Origin of the sequence: Crossiella sp. CA198, from assembly GCF_052078295.1 — a bacterium.
Classification (GTDB): domain Bacteria; phylum Actinomycetota; class Actinomycetes; order Mycobacteriales; family Pseudonocardiaceae; genus Crossiella.
On record NZ_JBQJIM010000061.1, the window covers coordinates 1 to 16300 of the forward strand.

General features: G+C 71.0%; 17 protein-coding genes and 1 pseudogene. 8 read left to right on the plus strand and 10 right to left on the minus strand.

The window, feature by feature from the left end; all coding sequences use genetic code 11:
• Nucleotides 1-293: 293 nt before the first annotated feature.
• Both ACTOWY_RS44420 and ACTOWY_RS44425 read right to left on the minus strand, forming a co-directional pair.
• Nucleotides 294-980 (minus strand): DNA alkylation repair protein, encoded by a 687-nt coding sequence (locus ACTOWY_RS44420; RefSeq protein WP_441315630.1) that lies wholly within the window; start codon nucleotides 978-980, stop codon nucleotides 294-296.
• A 63-nt stretch (nucleotides 981-1043) separates the two neighbouring features.
• Nucleotides 1044-2183: a helix-turn-helix domain-containing protein gene (locus tag ACTOWY_RS44425; protein ID WP_441315631.1), complete on the minus strand. Its 1140-nt coding sequence runs from the start codon at nucleotides 2181-2183 to the stop codon at nucleotides 1044-1046.
• Between the two features lie 290 nt (nucleotides 2184-2473).
• Between ACTOWY_RS44425 and ACTOWY_RS44430 the strand changes: the two are divergent.
• Nucleotides 2474-4183, plus strand: a pseudogene (locus ACTOWY_RS44430) (FAD-binding dehydrogenase).
• 3 nt (nucleotides 4184-4186) lie between these two features.
• On the opposite strand, the gene ACTOWY_RS44435 reads toward ACTOWY_RS44430, so the two are convergent.
• The 6 genes from ACTOWY_RS44435 to ACTOWY_RS44460 form a co-directional block, all read right to left on the minus strand.
• Nucleotides 4187-4366: a hypothetical protein gene (locus tag ACTOWY_RS44435; protein ID WP_441315632.1), complete on the minus strand. Its 180-nt coding sequence runs from the start codon at nucleotides 4364-4366 to the stop codon at nucleotides 4187-4189.
• Between the two features lie 141 nt (nucleotides 4367-4507).
• Nucleotides 4508-4939: a nitroreductase family deazaflavin-dependent oxidoreductase gene (locus ACTOWY_RS44440; RefSeq protein WP_441315633.1), complete on the minus strand. Its 432-nt coding sequence runs from the start codon at nucleotides 4937-4939 to the stop codon at nucleotides 4508-4510.
• Between the two features lie 40 nt (nucleotides 4940-4979).
• Nucleotides 4980-5714, minus strand: coding sequence for an anti-sigma factor domain-containing protein (locus ACTOWY_RS44445; RefSeq protein WP_441315634.1), 735 nt, complete (start codon nucleotides 5712-5714; stop codon nucleotides 4980-4982).
• Nucleotides 5714-6292 carry a sigma-70 family RNA polymerase sigma factor gene (locus tag ACTOWY_RS44450; protein WP_441315635.1) on the minus strand — a complete coding sequence of 193 codons (579 nt, stop codon included), beginning with the start codon at nucleotides 6290-6292 and terminating at the stop codon, nucleotides 5714-5716. The genes ACTOWY_RS44445 and ACTOWY_RS44450 overlap by 1 nt, the downstream gene beginning before the upstream one ends.
• Before the next feature lie 96 nt (nucleotides 6293-6388).
• Nucleotides 6389-6850, minus strand: coding sequence for a VOC family protein (locus ACTOWY_RS44455; protein WP_441315636.1), 462 nt, complete (start codon nucleotides 6848-6850; stop codon nucleotides 6389-6391).
• Nucleotides 6847-7416, minus strand: coding sequence for a DinB family protein (locus tag ACTOWY_RS44460; protein WP_441315637.1), 570 nt, complete (start codon nucleotides 7414-7416; stop codon nucleotides 6847-6849). The genes ACTOWY_RS44455 and ACTOWY_RS44460 overlap by 4 nt, the downstream gene beginning before the upstream one ends.
• Before the next feature lie 62 nt (nucleotides 7417-7478).
• On the opposite strand from ACTOWY_RS44460, the gene ACTOWY_RS44465 reads away from it, so the two are divergent.
• A complete protein-coding gene (locus ACTOWY_RS44465) occupies nucleotides 7479-8444 on the plus strand; it encodes a helix-turn-helix transcriptional regulator (RefSeq protein WP_441315638.1) in 966 nt (321 codons plus the stop codon).
• On the opposite strand, the gene ACTOWY_RS44470 is transcribed toward ACTOWY_RS44465, so the two are convergent.
• Complete coding sequence (locus tag ACTOWY_RS44470) at nucleotides 8436-9377, minus strand: sigma-70 family RNA polymerase sigma factor (protein ID WP_441315639.1); 942 nt, start codon at nucleotides 9375-9377, stop codon at nucleotides 8436-8438. The genes ACTOWY_RS44465 and ACTOWY_RS44470 overlap by 9 nt on opposite strands.
• A gap of 94 nt (nucleotides 9378-9471) precedes the next feature.
• Between ACTOWY_RS44470 and ACTOWY_RS44475 the strand changes: the two genes are divergently transcribed.
• Entirely contained in the window at nucleotides 9472-10266 is a 795-nt protein-coding gene (locus ACTOWY_RS44475; RefSeq protein ID WP_441315640.1) for a nuclear transport factor 2 family protein, read from the plus strand.
• Nucleotides 10267-10271: 5 nt separating this feature from the next.
• Here the strand turns inward: ACTOWY_RS44475 and ACTOWY_RS44480 are convergent, their stop codons facing one another.
• Nucleotides 10272-11753: an aromatic amino acid ammonia-lyase gene (locus ACTOWY_RS44480; protein WP_441315641.1), complete on the minus strand. Its 1482-nt coding sequence runs from the start codon at nucleotides 11751-11753 to the stop codon at nucleotides 10272-10274.
• A gap of 161 nt (nucleotides 11754-11914) precedes the next feature.
• On the opposite strand from ACTOWY_RS44480, the gene ACTOWY_RS44485 reads away from it, so the two are divergent.
• From ACTOWY_RS44485 to ACTOWY_RS44505, 5 genes are read left to right on the plus strand one after another with little or no spacing between them, the layout of a single operon-like run.
• Nucleotides 11915-13000, plus strand: coding sequence for an ABC transporter ATP-binding protein (locus ACTOWY_RS44485; RefSeq protein WP_441315642.1), 1086 nt, complete (start codon nucleotides 11915-11917; stop codon nucleotides 12998-13000).
• A complete protein-coding gene (locus ACTOWY_RS44490; RefSeq protein WP_441315643.1) occupies nucleotides 12997-13632 on the plus strand; it encodes an ABC transporter permease in 636 nt (211 codons plus the stop codon). Before ACTOWY_RS44485 ends, ACTOWY_RS44490 begins: the two co-directional genes overlap by 4 nt.
• Before the next feature lie 2 nt (nucleotides 13633-13634).
• Nucleotides 13635-14321 (plus strand): ABC transporter permease, encoded by a 687-nt coding sequence (locus ACTOWY_RS44495; protein WP_441315644.1) that lies wholly within the window; start codon nucleotides 13635-13637, stop codon nucleotides 14319-14321.
• Entirely contained in the window at nucleotides 14318-15238 is a 921-nt protein-coding gene (locus ACTOWY_RS44500) for an ABC transporter substrate-binding protein (protein ID WP_441315645.1), read from the plus strand. The genes ACTOWY_RS44495 and ACTOWY_RS44500 overlap by 4 nt, the downstream gene beginning before the upstream one ends.
• 15 nt (nucleotides 15239-15253) lie before the next feature.
• Nucleotides 15254-16093, plus strand: a complete 840-nt coding sequence (locus tag ACTOWY_RS44505; protein WP_441315646.1) for a MurR/RpiR family transcriptional regulator — start codon at nucleotides 15254-15256, stop codon at nucleotides 16091-16093.
• Nucleotides 16094-16300 lie beyond the last annotated feature (207 nt).

Here is a 16300-nt window from a genome sequence, read left to right on the forward strand (position 1 = left end):
TTGTCCAACGGAGTTCCTGCCGACAGTGATCTTGGTCGATTTCTGTTCTAGCAGGGACTCCGTTGGCTGTTTCACCAGGCTTGACAACCAGCCCCAAACACTAACTACGCGGCATTGCCCCTAACCCGCCGGCGTGTTGGCCGTTCTGGACGCCGAGTTGGCCCAACTGGTACGCCGAGTTGGCCCAAGTGGGCGTACCAGTTGGCCCAAGTGGTACCAGTTCGGCCAACACGGGGTACGACAACGGCCAACACGCCGACCGGAACGGCCAACACGGGGGCGGGGGGTGGGGGCTACTTCTGCTGCTGGCGGCGGACCATCTCGTTGATCCAGGCCGGGGCGAACGGGGAGGTGCAGTTCGGTGGGGTCGGGTAGTCCTTGAGCACCTCCAGGCGCTCGCCGATGGCCAGGGCGCGGGCGCGGTGTTCGGGGTGTTCGATGCCGATCTGGGCCAGGCAGAAGTTCATCGCCCACTGGAGGCGTTCCGGGGCGTCCTTCATCCGCGCCTCGATGAGGTCGAGCAGGGCCGCCAGGTCCAGGCCCTCGGGCTTCTTGATCACGCGTTCACTGGTCAGCGCCCAGCCCGCGCTGGCCACCACCGGGTCCGGGTCGGCGAACCAGATCTGCCGCAGCTCCTCGGCGTGCGGGCCCTTCTTCACCACGTAACTGACCAGCCAGTCGTGCACCTTGGGCCGGCGGGCCTCGCGCAGCATGACATCCAGCTCGTCCCGCTCGAACGCCTTGGGGCGACAGATCAGCAGCGCCAGCAGCCGGGCCGGGGTCTCCCCCGTCGCCCAGAGCTGCCGGGCGAGGTCCTGCTGGGTTTTCAGCCGTTTCGCGATCGCGCGCAGCTTGCCCAGGTTCACCCCGTGGTCATCGCCGTGCTTCTCGTTCACCGCACGGGCCTTGGGGTCCTCCAGCGCGGCCAGTTCGGCCAGCAGCTCGGGCACGGTCGTCCCGGCCAGGGTCGTCTCGGCCATCACGCTCTCCTCTTCCGTCCCGGGTGCGGCCCAGCCTACGAGGAAAACCGGTGCACCGCGTGCTCAGCAGGCGGTGGCCCCGGCCAGCCAGGTGCGTAGTGCCCACCAGGTGTGCAGGGTGGTGAGCACGTTGGAGCGGCCGGTGTGCGGGGTTTCGCTGAGGTCGATCTCGGTGAGTTCGGCCAGCCGGTCCAGGCGGTAGCGCACGGTGTTGGCGTGGATGTGCAGGGCCGTCGCGGTGGCGGTCAGCCGACGGCCGTGGTCGAGGTAGCACAACGCGGTCGCGGCGATCTCCTGGTGGAAGCCGCTTTTCTCGTCCAGCGGGCGCATCAGTTCCGCGGCCAGGGTCGCCGCCAGGGCCGGGTAGGCGGCCAGCGCGGTTTCCCCGGCCAGGTCGGTGAGCCGGTGCACGCCGGTGGCGGCCACCGCGAGGGCCCGCACGCACATCGGGTAGATCTCGCGCAGCGCGGTCAGCGCGGTGGCCGGTGCGACCACCAGCTGCACCTCGTCCTCATCGGACCAGGACGGCGGCTGCTGGGCCAGCCCGGCCAGGCGTCCTTCGACCAGTCCGTACACCCCGCCGAAGGGTTGCAGGCGGGCTTCCAGGGCTCTGGCCCGGCCCGGATCGGTGACGTCGGAGACCACGCAGTGGTAGTGCTCGGCCGGTCGCAATCCCGCCCGGCCGAGTTCGGCGGCGTCCGGGAAATCGCCGTCGGGCACCAGCAACCGGCGCAGCACCTGGGTGTTCAGATCGCGCGCGGTGCGGGAGAGCTGGAGTTCGGCGGTGTGATAGCCGCTGATGATGTGCCGCTCCACCGCGCCGACGTAGTGGTCCAGGTCGACGATGAAGTCCAGGATGGTCGCGTCGTCGGCGTCGGTGCCACGGGCCAGTTCCACACTCGCCCTGATCAGCTCGGTGCGGCCCGCGTGCACCCCGCGCAACAGGCCGCCGATGGACACGCCCTGGGCGGCCCGGTCCGCGCCGAGCGCCTGCGCCGCGGTGAACTCGCCCTCCTCGTGCGCGTCGCCGCGTTCCAGGTGCGCGATGCCCTCGGCGAGCAGGGTGGCGATGTGCCGCCGGTTCTCCGCCTCCGGCAGCCGGGCCACCTCGGGCGAGTGGGCGCGGGCCGCGTTGGTCACCCTGGCCACGACCCTGTCGTCGGCGGCCACCACCGCCAGCGCGCGCAGGATCACCTCGGACATCCGCCCAGCAACCACAAGCATCCTCCGGAGACGTCGTTGTGTGGCGGCCACAACGGGGTCGACGGCCTTTGGCGGGACGAGCCTATCTTCGCCTCGGCCACTACTGGTTACCTGGGATCACGCGAGCGTAACAGCGCGGTCCCCTGCCCCGTCAGCTCGCGCCAACACCCCCTTCGGCGCGGAAAGGTGTGTTCAGCGTGCCCAATTCCAGTCAGGACACCGGTTCGGGGTTCAGCAGGCGCACGCTGTTGACAGCGGGTGGCGCCCTGGCCGTCGGCGGCACCCTCGGCATGGCCCAGGCGCAGGCCGCGCCGGTCGCCGGGCCCAGCGCGGACGCCGACGTCATCGTGGTCGGCTCGGGTCTGGCCGGGCTGGTGGCGACCTCGGAGCTGGCCGCCGCGGGCAAGCGGGTGCTGTTGCTGGACCAGGAACCCGAGGCGAGCCTGGGCGGTCAGGCGTTCTGGTCACTCGGCGGGCTCTTCCTCATCGACTCCCCCGAGCAGCGCACCGCCGGGATCAAGGACTCCCTGGAACTGGCCCGCAACGACTGGTTCAACACCGCCGGTTTCGACCGGGGCGTGGACAATCCGCTCGGCGAGGACTACTGGGCCAAGCGGTGGGCGGATGCCTATCTGGAGTTCGCCGCCGCGGAGAAGCGGAACTGGTTGCACGGCCTGGGTGTGCGCTGGGTGCCCATCGTCGGCTGGGCCGAACGCGGCGGCATGCTGGCCGACGGGCCGGGCAACTCGGTGCCGCGCTTCCACCTGACCCTGGGCACCGGTCCCGGCGTGATGGAGCCATTCGAGAAACTGGTGCGCGACCAGCACGCCAAGGGCAACGTCTACTTCCGCTTCCGCCACCAGGTCGACGGACTCATCATCTCCGGCGGCGCGGTCACCGGGGTGCGTGGCAGCGTGCTGGCGCACAGCACCGCCGCCCGCGGCACCCCCAGCTCCCGCACCAGGATCGGCGATTTCGAGCTGCGCGCGCCGATGGTCATCGTCACCTCCGGCGGCATCGGCGGCAACCAGGAACTGGTGCGCCGCAACTGGCCCAGCCGCCTCGGCCCGCCGCCCACCCGCATGATCACCGGCGTGCCCGCGCACGTGGACGGCCGGATGCTGGGCATCACCGAACAGGCCGGGGCCAGGGTGGTCAACCGGGACCGGATGTGGCACTACACCGAGGGCATGACCAACCACACCCCGATCTGGCCCGGCCACGGGATCCGGGTGCTGGCCGCGCCGTCCTCGCTGTGGGTGGACGCCACCGGCCGCCGCTTCCCCAGCCCCGGCATGCCCAGCTACGACACCCTCGGCACCCTGGAGCTGATCAAGCGCTCCGGGCACGACTACTCCTGGTTCGTGCTGAACAAGCGGATCATCGACAAGGAGTTCGTGCTCTCCGGGTCCGAGCAGAACCCCGAGCTGACCGCGAAGAACCTGATCGCCTAACTGGCCAGCCGCCTGCTCAACAGCACTCCGCCGCCGGTGAAGGCGTTCATGGACAAGGGCGAGGACTTCGTCATCGCCAACGCGCTGCCGGAACTGGTCGCCGGCATGAACCGGCTCACCGGGAACAGCCTGCTCAACCTGGACTTCCTGCGCAGGCAGATCACCTTGCGGGACGGGCAGGTGGACAACCCGTTCACCAAGGACAGCCAGATCATGGGCATCCGCAACTCGCTGGCCTACTCCGGCGACAGCCTGGCCAGAACCGCGCCACTGCACAAGATCCTGGACCCGGCGGCGGGCCCGCTGATCGCGATCCGGATGAACATCCTCACCCGGAAAACCCTGGGCGGCCTGCAAACCGACCTCTCCGGCCGGGTGCTCGGCGCCAACGGCCAGCCCATTCCCGGGCTGTACGCGGCGGGCGAGGTGGCCGGGTTCGGCGGCGGCGGTGTGCACGGCTACCGGGCCCTGGAGGGCACTTTCCTCGGCGGCTGCCTGTTCTCCGGCAGGCAGGCCGGGCGGGCCGCGGCCAGGGAGGGCGCGTAACGGCTACGGGTACCGCGCGCCGGGTGACTGGGTCGCGGCGTAGGAGGCAAGGCCATCGGCCATCTGCTGCATGACCTGCTGCATCGTGCGCCGCAGCACCCGTCGTAGCCCCCAGCGCGCGGTGTAGCTGCCGTGCCAGTGGATGGCGGTGCCGCCGTCGGCGGTGGGCGCGAGGTCGACCACCGCCCGGTGCGGCGTCGGTGAGCAGGCGCCAGACGACCGCGGGTGGTGCGGTGCTGGTCGCGTCGTAGTTCTGCATGATCGCGAAACTAGGCGAGGGGACCCCGGCGAGCCCCGTCCGCACCGGGGCTCGCCGGGAACAGTTCACTTCGGTTCGAGCACGAACACCGGGATCTGCCGGTCGGTCTTCTCCTGGTACTCCGCGTAGGCGGGGTAGGCCGCGACCGCCCGCTCCCACCACTGCGCCCGCTCCGCGCCGTCGACCTCACGGGCCTGGAAGTCCTTGGTCACGGTCCCGTCCTGCAGCGGGAACTCCGGGTGCGCCTTGAGGTTGTGGTACCAGGTCGGGTGCTCGGGGGCGCCGCCCTTGGAGGCCACCACCGCGTACCGGCCGTCGTGTTCGACCCGCATCACCGGGGTGTAGCGCAGCTTGCCGGACTTCGCGCCGCGCAACGTCAGCAACACGATCGGGGATCCCAGCACCTCGATGCCCTCGGTGGTCCCGGTTTCCAGGATTCGCTTGGTCTGGTCCTGGACCCAGTCGGTCGGACTGAACTCAACGTTGTCGTCTGCCATGTCCCTGATCAACACCCCGCGCCCGGCAGCCATTCCCACCTCACCCGATCGGTGGCGCCACCGGGAGCACCGCGGTGAGCAGCGGCAGCGTGCTCGGCTGGGCCGAGCCACCCGCGGGCTCCACGGTCAGCCCGATCCGCTCCCCCGGCGCGACCCCGTGTGCGACAAGGGTTTTGCCCGTACCCAGCAGTCCGGCCGACCGCGCCCCGGCCACACCGATCACCCACGCCTGGTAGCCGCGCCCCGGCGCCGGGGCGGGCAAGCCGCTGGCGAGCAGGACCACCGCCGCCCGCGCCGGGGAGTGCACCACCGACAGCGTGCCGCCGCCCGGCGCGGTGGCGCTGAGCACCCGGGCGTCCTGGGCGGCCAGCAGCGCGGCGGCCTCGGCGCTGAACTCCTGCGCGGCCACCTGACCGGCCACCTGGTCACCGGGTGCGGTGCTCTGCACGCCGAGCAGCAGCACCGCGACCACCGCCGCCGCGGCCACCAGCAGCACCCGGCGGGAGCTGCGGGTTTCCGGTGCGGGCAGCGGGGTCGCGGGCGGGAACTGGGTGGTGCGGGCGGCCGCGGACAGCACCCGGGCCCGCAGTCCGGGCGGCGGGGGTTCGGCCAGGGCCTCGGCGAACAGGGCTGCGGTCGCGGTGAACTCGGCCACCTCCATCACGCAGCTCGGGCAGTCCCGCAGGTGGCGGTCGTAGTCGGCGTGCTCGGCCGGGGAGAGCGCACCGGCGACAAAAGCACCGGTCAGCGCGTGCGCGTCGGCTGCGGGTTTCATCAGGTCACTCCCAGGCAGTCGCGGAGCCGGATCATGGCGTCCCGCAGGCGCCGTCGCACCGTGGGCACGGGCAGGTTCAGCAGCGCCGCGATCTGCGCGCAGTCCCGTCCCTGGTAGTAGGCCAGGACCAGGCAGTCGCGCTGTTCCCTGGTGAGCCCGGCCAGCTGGCGGCGGAGCTGATGCCTGCGCAGGCTCGCGCCACCGGGTTCCGGTTGCGCTGCTTCGGCTTCCACGGCCTCCGCCGGTCTTGGCCGCGGCACCGGGGTGCCGGTGCGCAGGTGCCGCACGGCGGCCTGGTGCGCGCGGGCCACGATCCAGGCCAGCGCGCTCCCCCGGTCCGGGTCGAACCCGGCCGCCTCCCGCCAGGCGGCCAGTAACACCGCCTCGGTGATCTCCGCCGAGGCCGTCTCGTCCCGCACGAGCTGGCGGACGATGCCCCAGACGGGGCCGATCACCGCGTCGTAGAACCCGGCGAAGGCGGCGCGGTCACCACGGGCGGCCAGCACCAGCAGTTCCTCGGCCGTGGCCGGGGCGGCCTGGCCGGGCTGGGTGGCACGCAGGCGGACGGGCTCCGGCATGACGACTGGCTCCCACTTCCGATCGGTGGACGAACACTCCTTGTTCGCACACCGGAGCACTCCGGTTCAGGCCCGTTTTCCGCCAGCCGCCCCTGGTCAGTCCAGGCAGAACTCGTTGCCCTCCGGATCGGTCATCACGATGTGTCCTGCCCCCATCGGCGGTTCCGGATCGTGCCGGAGCACCCGCGTCCCGCCCAGCTCAACAAGCCGCGCGCACTCGGCCTCCAGCGCCGCCATCCGCTCCTCGCCCCGCAAGCCAGGCGCCGCCCGCACATCCAGGTGCACCCGGTTCTTCGCGACCTTTCCTTCGGGCACCTGCTGGAAGAAAACCCGTGGTCCGCGACCGTCCGGGTCCTCGATGGCCGAGCGGGTGTTGCGCTGCTCCGGCGGCACCCCCAGCCGGGCCAGGAATTCCTCCCAGGCGGCCAGCGCATCGGCGCCCTCGGGCAGCTCGACGCCGGGCGGGCCGGGGTGCACGTAGCCCAGCGCCGCGCGCCAGAAGATCGACAGCGCCTTGGGATCGTGCGCGTCGAAGGTGAACTGGACCTCGCGGCTCATCGGGTGGCTCCGTTCGTGTGCAGGTACAGGTCGCGCAGCAGGCTGACCTCGGACAGATGGTGGATCAGTTCGCGGTGGATGTGCAGCACCAGATCGGCCATGGCCAGCTCCGGGTAGGGCTCCTTGTCGCCGACCGGCACCCGGAGTCCTACCGCGCCCAGGCCACGCACCCCGGTCAGCCACAGGTCCAGCTGGGTGTTGAGCTGGTCGAGTGCGGTGGCCGCGTCCCCGGCGTACTCCCAGGTGTCGTAGGCGACCGCCGGGGCGCCGAAGTGCGCGGCGTTGCGCATGGCGAGCACGCCGACGATGACGTGGCCGAGCCGCCAGGCGATGGTGCTGAACGGCGTGGGCGCCGGTTCCGGGTAGGCGTAGTCGATGGTGAAATCGCCGCCGCCGACCGCCATCGGCGTGATCGCGGTGCCGCGCGGGCGCACGCTCCAGGCCTCCGGCACCGGCGACCAGAAGTACTCCTCGTCGGTCAGGCCGTCCAGCCGGGCCCGCACCTGGTGGTTCCAGTGGAACTCCCACTGTTCACGCAACCGCTGGTTCCAGTCGAGTTCGTCCATGGCACCACCCTGACATCCCTAGCGGACAGTATCGGTCCGCTATCTCTGGCAGGGTGCTCGATATGGACCTGACGGGTGACGTGGAGCGGGGCACCACCGAGCGGGTGCTCACCCTGCTCGGCCTGCTGCAACAGCGCCCGGTCTGGACCGGCCCCGAACTGGCCGGACGGCTGGGCGTCACCGCGCGCACGGTGCGCCGCGATGTCGAGCGACTGCGTGCGCTCGGCTACCCGGTGCAGGCCAGCCAGGGGGTCGGCGGCGGCTACCAGCTCGGTCCCGGCCAGGACATGCCGCCGCTGCTGCTGGACGACGCGGAGGCGATCGCCACCGCGGTCTCGCTGCTGGCCGGTGCGGGCGGCGCGGTGGCCGGTGCGGGCGAGGCCGCGTTGCGCGCACTGTCCAAACTGGACCGGGTGCTGCCCACCCGGCTGCGCGGCGAGGTGCGCGCGCTGGCCGATTCGGTGGTCTCCTTCGACGGCGGCCGCACGCCGGTGGACGCCGAGGCGCTGCTGATCCTGGCCCGAGCCTGCCGGGATGAGGTGGAGGCCGGTTTTGCCTACCCGTCCCACGGCGAGGTGCGCGGGCGGCGGGTCGAGCCCTACCGCCTGGTCGCCTCCGACCGGCGCTGGTACCTGCTCGCCTACGACCTGGACCGAGACGGCTGGCGCAGCTTCCGGGTAGACCGGATGACCGAGGTGGCCGCGCGGGCCTGGCGGTTCCGCCCGCGCCCGGTGCCCGACGCGGCGACCTACGTGCAGGAGGGTGTGGCCAGCCGGGTCTACCCGCACCAGGCCCGCTTCCTGGTGCACGCCCCGGCCGAGCTGGTGCGCACCCAGATCCCGGCCGCGGCAGCGGTCGTGCGGCCACGGGAGGACAACCGCTGCGAGGTGCTCAGCGGTGGCGCCAACCTGGACGCGGTGCTGATGCACGTGCTGCTGCTGGGCCATGACTTCCAGGTGCTCGACCCACCCGAACTCGGGCAGCGCGCCCGCGAACTGGCCGAGCGGCTGCGCGCGGCGTCAGGATAGGTGCGCGGGCAGGCCGAACCGGGTCAGGTCGGCGGTGAGGAAGGAGGTCACCTCAGCCACCCGATCACCTTGCAGGGTAAGGATATCCAGGCCACCGGGCCGGTACTGACCCGCTTCCCACAGGTACGTGCCGAAGGCGAGTTGTCCGTTGGCGGTGGTCGGCAGGAACCGCCAGCCGTAGCGCAGCGGGCCGTCGAGCAGGAAGGCGCGGATCGCGTCCCGGCCGCGGTACCATTCGGGCAGCGGCGGCATCGAGTAGCGCGCGTCCTCGGCCAGCATGGCCACGATCGCGTCCACATCGCCAAGGTGCCAAGCCTCGCTCCAGCGGGCAGCGATCGCCGCGACCGAGTCCTCCCCCAGTTCGCGCAGCACGGTCTGCTGGGTCGGCGCGGCCGAGTCGATCACCTTGCGGGCCCGTTGCAGCGCGCTGTTCACCGAGGCCACCGAGCTGTCCAGTTGACCGGCCACCTCCGCGGCGGAGAAACCGAGCACCTCGCGCAGGATCAGCACCGCCCGCTGGGTCGCGGTCAGGTGCTGCAACGCGGCCACGAAGGCCAGTTCAACGCCCTCGCGGGCCAGGTAGTCCTGCTCGGGCGAGGGGTAAGGCTCCAGCCAGCTGACCTCGGTGGCGGGCATCGCCGGATCCAGGTCCACCGGCAGCTCACGGCGGCCCCGGCGCTCGATCATGGTCAGGCACCGGTTGGTCGCGATCTTGTACAACCAGGCGCGCACGAACCCGCGATCGTCCAGGTTGTCCAGACCCCGCCAGGCCCGCACCAGTGACTCCTGCACCGCGTCCTCGGCGTCGTGCGGCGAGCCGAGCATCCGGTAGCAGTGCGCCAGCAACTCGCCCCGGTAGGGCCGGACCAGCGCCTCGAACGCGTCGGCGTCGCCGCGGCGGGCGGCGGTGAGCAGGTCGGCTGGCGCGGTCACCCGCCCATCTTGCAAGGAAGTTCGCGCCGCCGCGATGAGTTCCGCCGATTCCCCGGGTTCCACCGGTATCAGCCACCCACCAGGAGGACCCGAGATGACCGACGAGACGCAGATCCGCGACCTCATCCAGCGCTGGGCCACCGCGGTGCACGCCGCCGACCTGCCCGCCGACCTGCCCGCCGTGCTGGCCGACCACGCACCCGGCATCGTCATGTTCGACGTGCCACCGCCCGAGCAGGGCCTGCGCGGCCTGGACGCCTACCGGGACAGCTGGCCCGGTTTCTTCGAGTGGCAGTCCGGCGGCGCGCTGTTCGAGATCGAATCCCTGGAGGTCACCGCGGGCGCCGAGGTCGCCTTCGCCTTCGCCCTGCTGCGCTGCGGCACGCCAGCCGACCTCGAACGCGATCCCGGCCGCAGACTGCGCCTGACCCTCGGCCTGACCAAGACCGGCGGCCGCTGGCGCGTCACCCACGAACACCACTCCTTCACCGATCCCAGCAACCCGCCGGAGATCGCCGCCACCGAGGTCCGGGCCGTGCACGAGCAGTGGTCCGCCCAGACCGCGGCCAAGGACCTGGACGGCCTGATGTCCACCATCGCCCCGGAGGTCGTCTCCTACGAGCACGCCGGACCGTTGCGGTACCTCGGCATCGACGCGGTCCGCGAGGTGTGCCGCCACGGCCTGGAATCCTCGCCGGGGCGGATCACCTTCGACACCCCCGATCTCACGGTGCGGGTGGACGGCGATCTGGCTGTGTCGTGGGGAATCGACCGGATCGTCGCCGACGGCGTCGAGGACCGCTCCCGCGGCACCCGGGTCTTCCAGCGCCGCGACGGCGGCTGGCAGCTGATCCACCAGCACCTGTCCCACCCGGCGCCGGAGAAGTAGCGACATCAGAAATCGGCGAACTCCTCCACCAGTTCCGCGCCCGCCTCGACATCCGGGCTGAGCTGGCGGTCGGTCATGCTCGGGTTCAGCCGCGCCGCCGCCAGCTCGTAGGCCCGGCGCAACGGCGTGCCCGGCCTGGGCACGAGATCGCGCATCCGCAGCGCCCGGACCGCCGCGACCAGTTCACAGGCCAGCACCAGTCGGAAGGAGGCCAGGGTTTCCAGGGACTGGCGGGCGGATTGGAAGGCGAAGCTGGAGTGTTCCTCGGTGCCGCGGGAGACCACCGCGTTGCCCAGGCTGGCCAGTTCGGCCAGGGTGCGCATATCGGCCAGGGCGGAGTTGGCGCCGTACTCCAGGATCATCACGCCCGAGCTGCCGCTGGCGCCGTCGGCCAGGAATGGGCGCAGGCCGGTGAACTTGGGTTCGACCAGGCTGGCCAGGCGGGCGGTGGAGAGCTGGCCGGTGTGCAGCAGGGACAACCGCAGGCGATCCAGGGCCTGGCCGAGGTGGGCGCAGTGGAAGCCGCCGTGGTGGTAGACCGCGTCGTTCTCCGCGTCGATCAGCGGGTTCTCCGCGGCGGCGTTGATCTCCACGCCCAGCACCTTGCCCAGGTCGGCGGCGGCGTCCAGCGCGGGGCCGTGCACCTGCGGGTAGCAGCGGTAGCCGAAGGGGTCCTGGATCCGCGCGGCCGGGCGCAGTGGGTCGCCGAGCAGCCTGCGTAGTTCGGCCGCGGTCTGGACCTGGCCGGGGTGCGGGCGGGCCGCGTGCACCCGTTCGGCCAGTGGCTCGTGCGAGGCGTCCACGGCGAGGAAGGACAACGCGGTCACCACGTGCGTGGCCGAGAGCAGGCGATGCGCCTCGTGCCAGGCGAGCGCGGCGATGCCGATGGTCAGCGCGTTGCTGCTCATCAGCGCGAGGGCGTCGCCGGAGTCCAGGGTGATCGGTTCGGGGGCCGGGCCCTCGCCGAGCCAGGGGCGTTCGCCGATCAGGGTCAGGCCGGTCTCGGCCAGCGCGGTCAGGTCGCCGGTGCCGATGGCGCCGAACTCGTGCACCGCGGGGAAAAGCCGGGAGTTGAGCGCGGCCGCGAGCGCCTCGGCCACCGCCGGGCGCAGACCCGCGCCACCGGCGAGCAGCTGGTTGACCCGGACCGCGAGCATCGCGCGCACCTGCTCCTCGGTGAGCAGCCCGCCCAGGCCACCGGCGTGACTGCGCAGCAGCCGCAAACCGTGCTCCGGCAGGCTTTCCGCGTCCACGACCTCCATCCGGTTGGCGCCGACGCCGGTGGTGCGGCCGTACACCGGGCGGTGCAGCACCACCCGCTGGGCGGCCTGCCAGGACGCGTCGAGGCGCTGTCTGCCGACCTCGTCCAGCAGCACCGGGACGTGCCCGCGGGCCACCCGCACCACCTCGGCGGCGGTGGTGGACCACCCGGTGAGCACGACGGGATCAACGGCGGCGGTCGGCGCGGCGGAAACGTCCAGGTGCATGGTCCGGCCTTTCTGGGCGTGCGAGGGCTCCACGTCTCCCGCCGTTTCCGGGATGTGAACTTTTGTGGACGGTCTCTTGACTTCGGTTGACGCACCACAGAGCCTGCATGAACGCATTCACGATTAACAAGAGGTGAATCGTCTTGATCAGTTTCGCGGCTGTGAACAAAAAGTTCGCCGACGGCACCACCGCGGTGCGCGAACTCGACCTGGACGTGCCCGAAGGCCAGCTCACGGTGCTCGTCGGCTCGTCGGGGTGCGGTAAGACCACCACCCTCCGCATGATCAACCGGATGATCGAGGCGACCAGCGGCGAAGTCCTCGTCGGTGGCCGTGACGTGCGGAAACTCAACGCCTCGGCGCTGCGCAAGGGCATCGGCTACGTGATCCAGCAGTCCGGGCTGTTCCCGCACCGGACCATCGCGGACAACATCGCCACCGTGCCCCGGCTGCTCGGCTGGGACCGCGGCCGGATCCGGGACCGGGTCGCCGAACTACTCGACACCGTCGGCCTGGACCGGGAACTCGGGCCGAAGTACCCGCACCAGCTCTCCGGCGGTCAGCAACAGCGAGTCGGCGTGGCCAGGGCACTCGCCGCCGATCCGCCGATCCTCCTGATGGACGAACCATTCGGCGCAGTAGATCCGGTGGTCCGCACGCTTTTGCAGGACGAACTCCTGCGACTCCAGGCCGAATTGCGCAAAACGATCGTATTCGTCACCCATGACATCGACGAGGCGGTCAAACTCGGCGACCGCATCGCGGTCTTCCGCACCGGCGGCCACCTGGTCCAGTTCGCCAGCCCAGCCGAACTGCTCGCCCGGCCCGCGGACGAGTTCGTCACCGACTTCCTGGGCGCCGAACGCGGCCTGAAACTGCTCACCCTGACCACCCTCGCCGAGGTCCCGGTCGAACCGGTGCCAACCGCGACCGCGTCCACCACGGTCGCCGAGGCCCGCCGCGCCACCGACGGCTGGCTGCTGCTGATCACCGGCCAGGGCAAGCCGCTGGGCTGGCTGCACACCGACCGGCTGCCCGCCACCGGCACGCTGGCCGAGGCCGACCCGATCCCGGTCACCGGGCTCACCGCCGGGGACACCCTGCTGGCCGCGCTGGACGCCACCGTGTCCTCCCCCGCCGGGCTCGCGGTGCGCGTGGACGCGGACGGCCGGGTGACCGGGGTGTCCAGCCAGCAGCGGATCAACGAGCGCGCCGCGCGATTCCGGGCCCAGGTGGTCACGCCGTGAAATGGTCCTGGATCCCCGACCACGCGAGCGAACTGGCGCTGACCACCCTGGAGCACAGCGCGATCGCCGCCATTTCTGTCCTTTGTGGACTTCTGCTGGCGCTGCCGCTGGGTGTGCTGGCCGTGCGCTTGCCGGTGCTCAAGGGCGTCGTGCTCGGCATCTCCGGGGTGCTGTTCACCATTCCCTCGCTGGCCCTGTTCATCCTGCTGCTGCCGCTGACCGGGCTCAGCTACCTCACCGCGGTGATCGGCCTGACCACCTACACCCTGGTTGTGTTGGTGCGCAACACGGTCGAGGGCCTGGCCACCGTCCCGCACCACGTCCGCGAGGCCGCCCGCGCGATGGGCTACGGCGGCCTGCGCACCCTGCTCACCGTCGAACTGCCCCTCGCGCTACCGGTGATCATGGCAGGCGTCCGGGTGGCCACGGTGATGGCGATCAGCCTGGTCAGCGTGGCCGGGTTCATCGGGCACGGCGCGCTCGGCCAGTTGTTCATCGACGGGTTCCAGCGTGATTTCGCGGTGCCGGTCATCGCGGGCGTGGCACTGACCCTGCTGCTGGCGCTGGTGGCCGATCTGGCCCTGGTCGGCCTGCAGCACGTGCTCACCCCGTGGACCAGGAGAGGACGGTAGGCATGGGCCAGTTCATCGCCGAGGTACTCGGCTGGTTCGCCGACAGCGCCCGCTGGTCCGGCCCGGAAGGCATCCTGGCCCGCCTGTTCGAGCACCTGCAGTACTCGCTGCTGTCCACCCTGGTCGCGGTGCTGATCGCGTTGCCGATCGGCCTGCTCATCGGCCACACCGGCAAGGGCGCCTTCCTGGCCATCAACCTGAGCAGCTTCGGCCGCGCACTGCCCACCGTGGGCGTGGTGATCCTGGTGTTCCTGATCAGCGGCCTCAACCTGTGGCCGGTGTACGTGGCCCTGGTGGTGCTGGCCATCCCGGTGATCGTCACCAACACCTACGCGGGTATGGCCGCGGTCGACCACGACGTGCGCGACGCCGCCCGCGGCACCGGTCTCAACGGCTGGCAGGTGCTCGTCCAGATCGAACTGCCGCTGGCCGTGCCGCTGATCATGACCGGCGTGCGGCTGGCCGTGGTGCAGGTGGTGGCCACCGCGACCATCGCCGCCTACATCAGTTTCGGCGGTTTCGGCCGCTACGTCTTCGACGGCTTCGCCCAGAACGACCTGCCCCAGGTCTTCGGCGGCGCCCTGCTGATCGCGGTGCTGGCCATCGCGCTCGACCTGGTCCTGAGTGGACTGCAGCGGGTGCTCACCCCACGCGGATCGTTGCTGCGCAACCGAAGGAGCGAATCATGAAGCGCCGAATCGCCGCGGCGACGACCCTGGCCTGCCTGAGTCTCGCGGCGACCGCCTGCGCGGGCGGCCTGACCTCCCTGGACCCCAAGCGCAACCCGATGGGCAAACCCGGCGGCCTTGTCGTGGGCACCGCCAACTTCAGCGAGAACGTCATCCTCGGCCACCTGTACGCGGGAGCGTTGCGGGCCAAGGGAATCACCGCCACGGTCAAGCAGAACCTGGGCTCCCGCGAGATCATCGTGCCCGCGCTCAAACAGGGCGACATCGACGTGCTGCCCGAGTACCAGGGCAGCCTGCTCCAGTTCCTGGACAAGAACGCCCGGCAGAGCGCGGCCGAAGACGTCCAGCAGGCACTGGAAAAGACCGTGCCCCAGGGCGTCAAGGTGCTGCCGTACGCCGCCGCGGAGAACAAGGACGTCTACGTCGTCACCCGCGAGACCGCGGCCCGCTACGGCCTCACAACCCTGGAAGACCTGCGCACGCACGCCAAGGACCTGATCTTCGGCGGCCCCGCCGAGGACAAGACCCGCTACGTCGGCCTGGTCGGGCTGAAGGAGTTGTACGGCGCGGAGTTCAAGGACTTCAGGGCCCTGGACACCGGCGGCCCGCTCACCAGGGGCGCGCTGCGCGGCGGCGACATCCAGGTGGCCAACCTGTTCAGCACCGACGTGACCATCACCAACAACAACTGGGTGATCCTGGCGGACCCGAAGAAACTGGTGCCGGCCCAACACATCGTGCCCCTGGTCAACGAGGCCAAGGCCAGCCCCACCGTCACCGAAGCCCTCGCCGCGCTCAACAGCACCCTCACCACCGAGGAACTCAGTAAGCTCGACGCCAAGGTGGACAACGACAAGGAAGACCCGGACCGCGTCGCCAAGGCCTGGCTCGAACAGCACGGACTCGGCTCCCAGTAAGGAATTGAGAGCGCGATGGACTCGACCGGACTGCGGCAGCTGCTGGGCGGGCGGCGATTGTCCCCCGCCCAGCGACGCATCGCCCGGTACCTGCTGGACCACCCACACGAAGCGGCGTTCCTGGGCACCGTGGACCTGGCTGAAAGAGTAGGTGTCAGCCAGGCCTCGGTAACCCGCTTCGCCTTCGCCCTGGGCTTCGACGCCTTCCCCGAGTTCCGCGCCGCCCTCCGCGCCCTGGTCCTCACCAAACCGGCCAAACCAGCCCCCACCGAGCCCCTCAACGAGATCCAATTGCTGGTAGACACCGAAATCCGCAACCTGCACGCCCTGCGCGACAGCCTCACCGACCTGGGCCCCCTGCACCAGGCCGCCGCCGCCCTGGCCGCCTCCCGCCCCCTCCCGGTCATCGGCCAACGCGTCTCCGCCCCCCTGGCCCACCTCTTCGGCTACTTCGCCGCCAAGGTCCACCTCGACGTCCGAGTCCTGGACATCCCCGGCTCCCTACTGGAGGACGGCCTCACCCGCGCCGTCGACGCCGGCGCCACCTGCGTGCTCGCCTTCGCCCTCCCCCGCTACCCCCGCGAAACCCTGGCCGCCCTGACCTGGGCCAAACAGCTAGGCCTGACCACAGTCCTGGTCACAGACCAACCGATCACCCCCCTGACCGACCACGCCGACCTGGTCCTCACCGCCCCCGTCAGCTCCCAATTCGCCTTCGACTCCCACGCCGCCTCCACCGCCCTATGCGCAGCCCTCCTACACGCGATGCTCGCCGCCCTCCCAGAAAACCAGCAAGCCAGCCTGGAAGCCTTCGAACAGTCCGCAGCCCAACGCGAGGTCTTCCTAGCCGACTAAAACCCAGCCCCGGCGTGTTGGCCGTTGTCGTACGGCGAGTTGGCCGTTATGGACGGCGAGTTGGCCCAAGTCGTACGCCGCGTTGGCCGTTGTGGGACGGCCGCAGGCCGGGGGTGGGGTGAAACCCCCACGACGAGGGCTCTCGCGTGTTCTCCGTACGGCCTGGAGCATGCAGACCACACCCCGATGAGCGGCCCCTGCAACCTG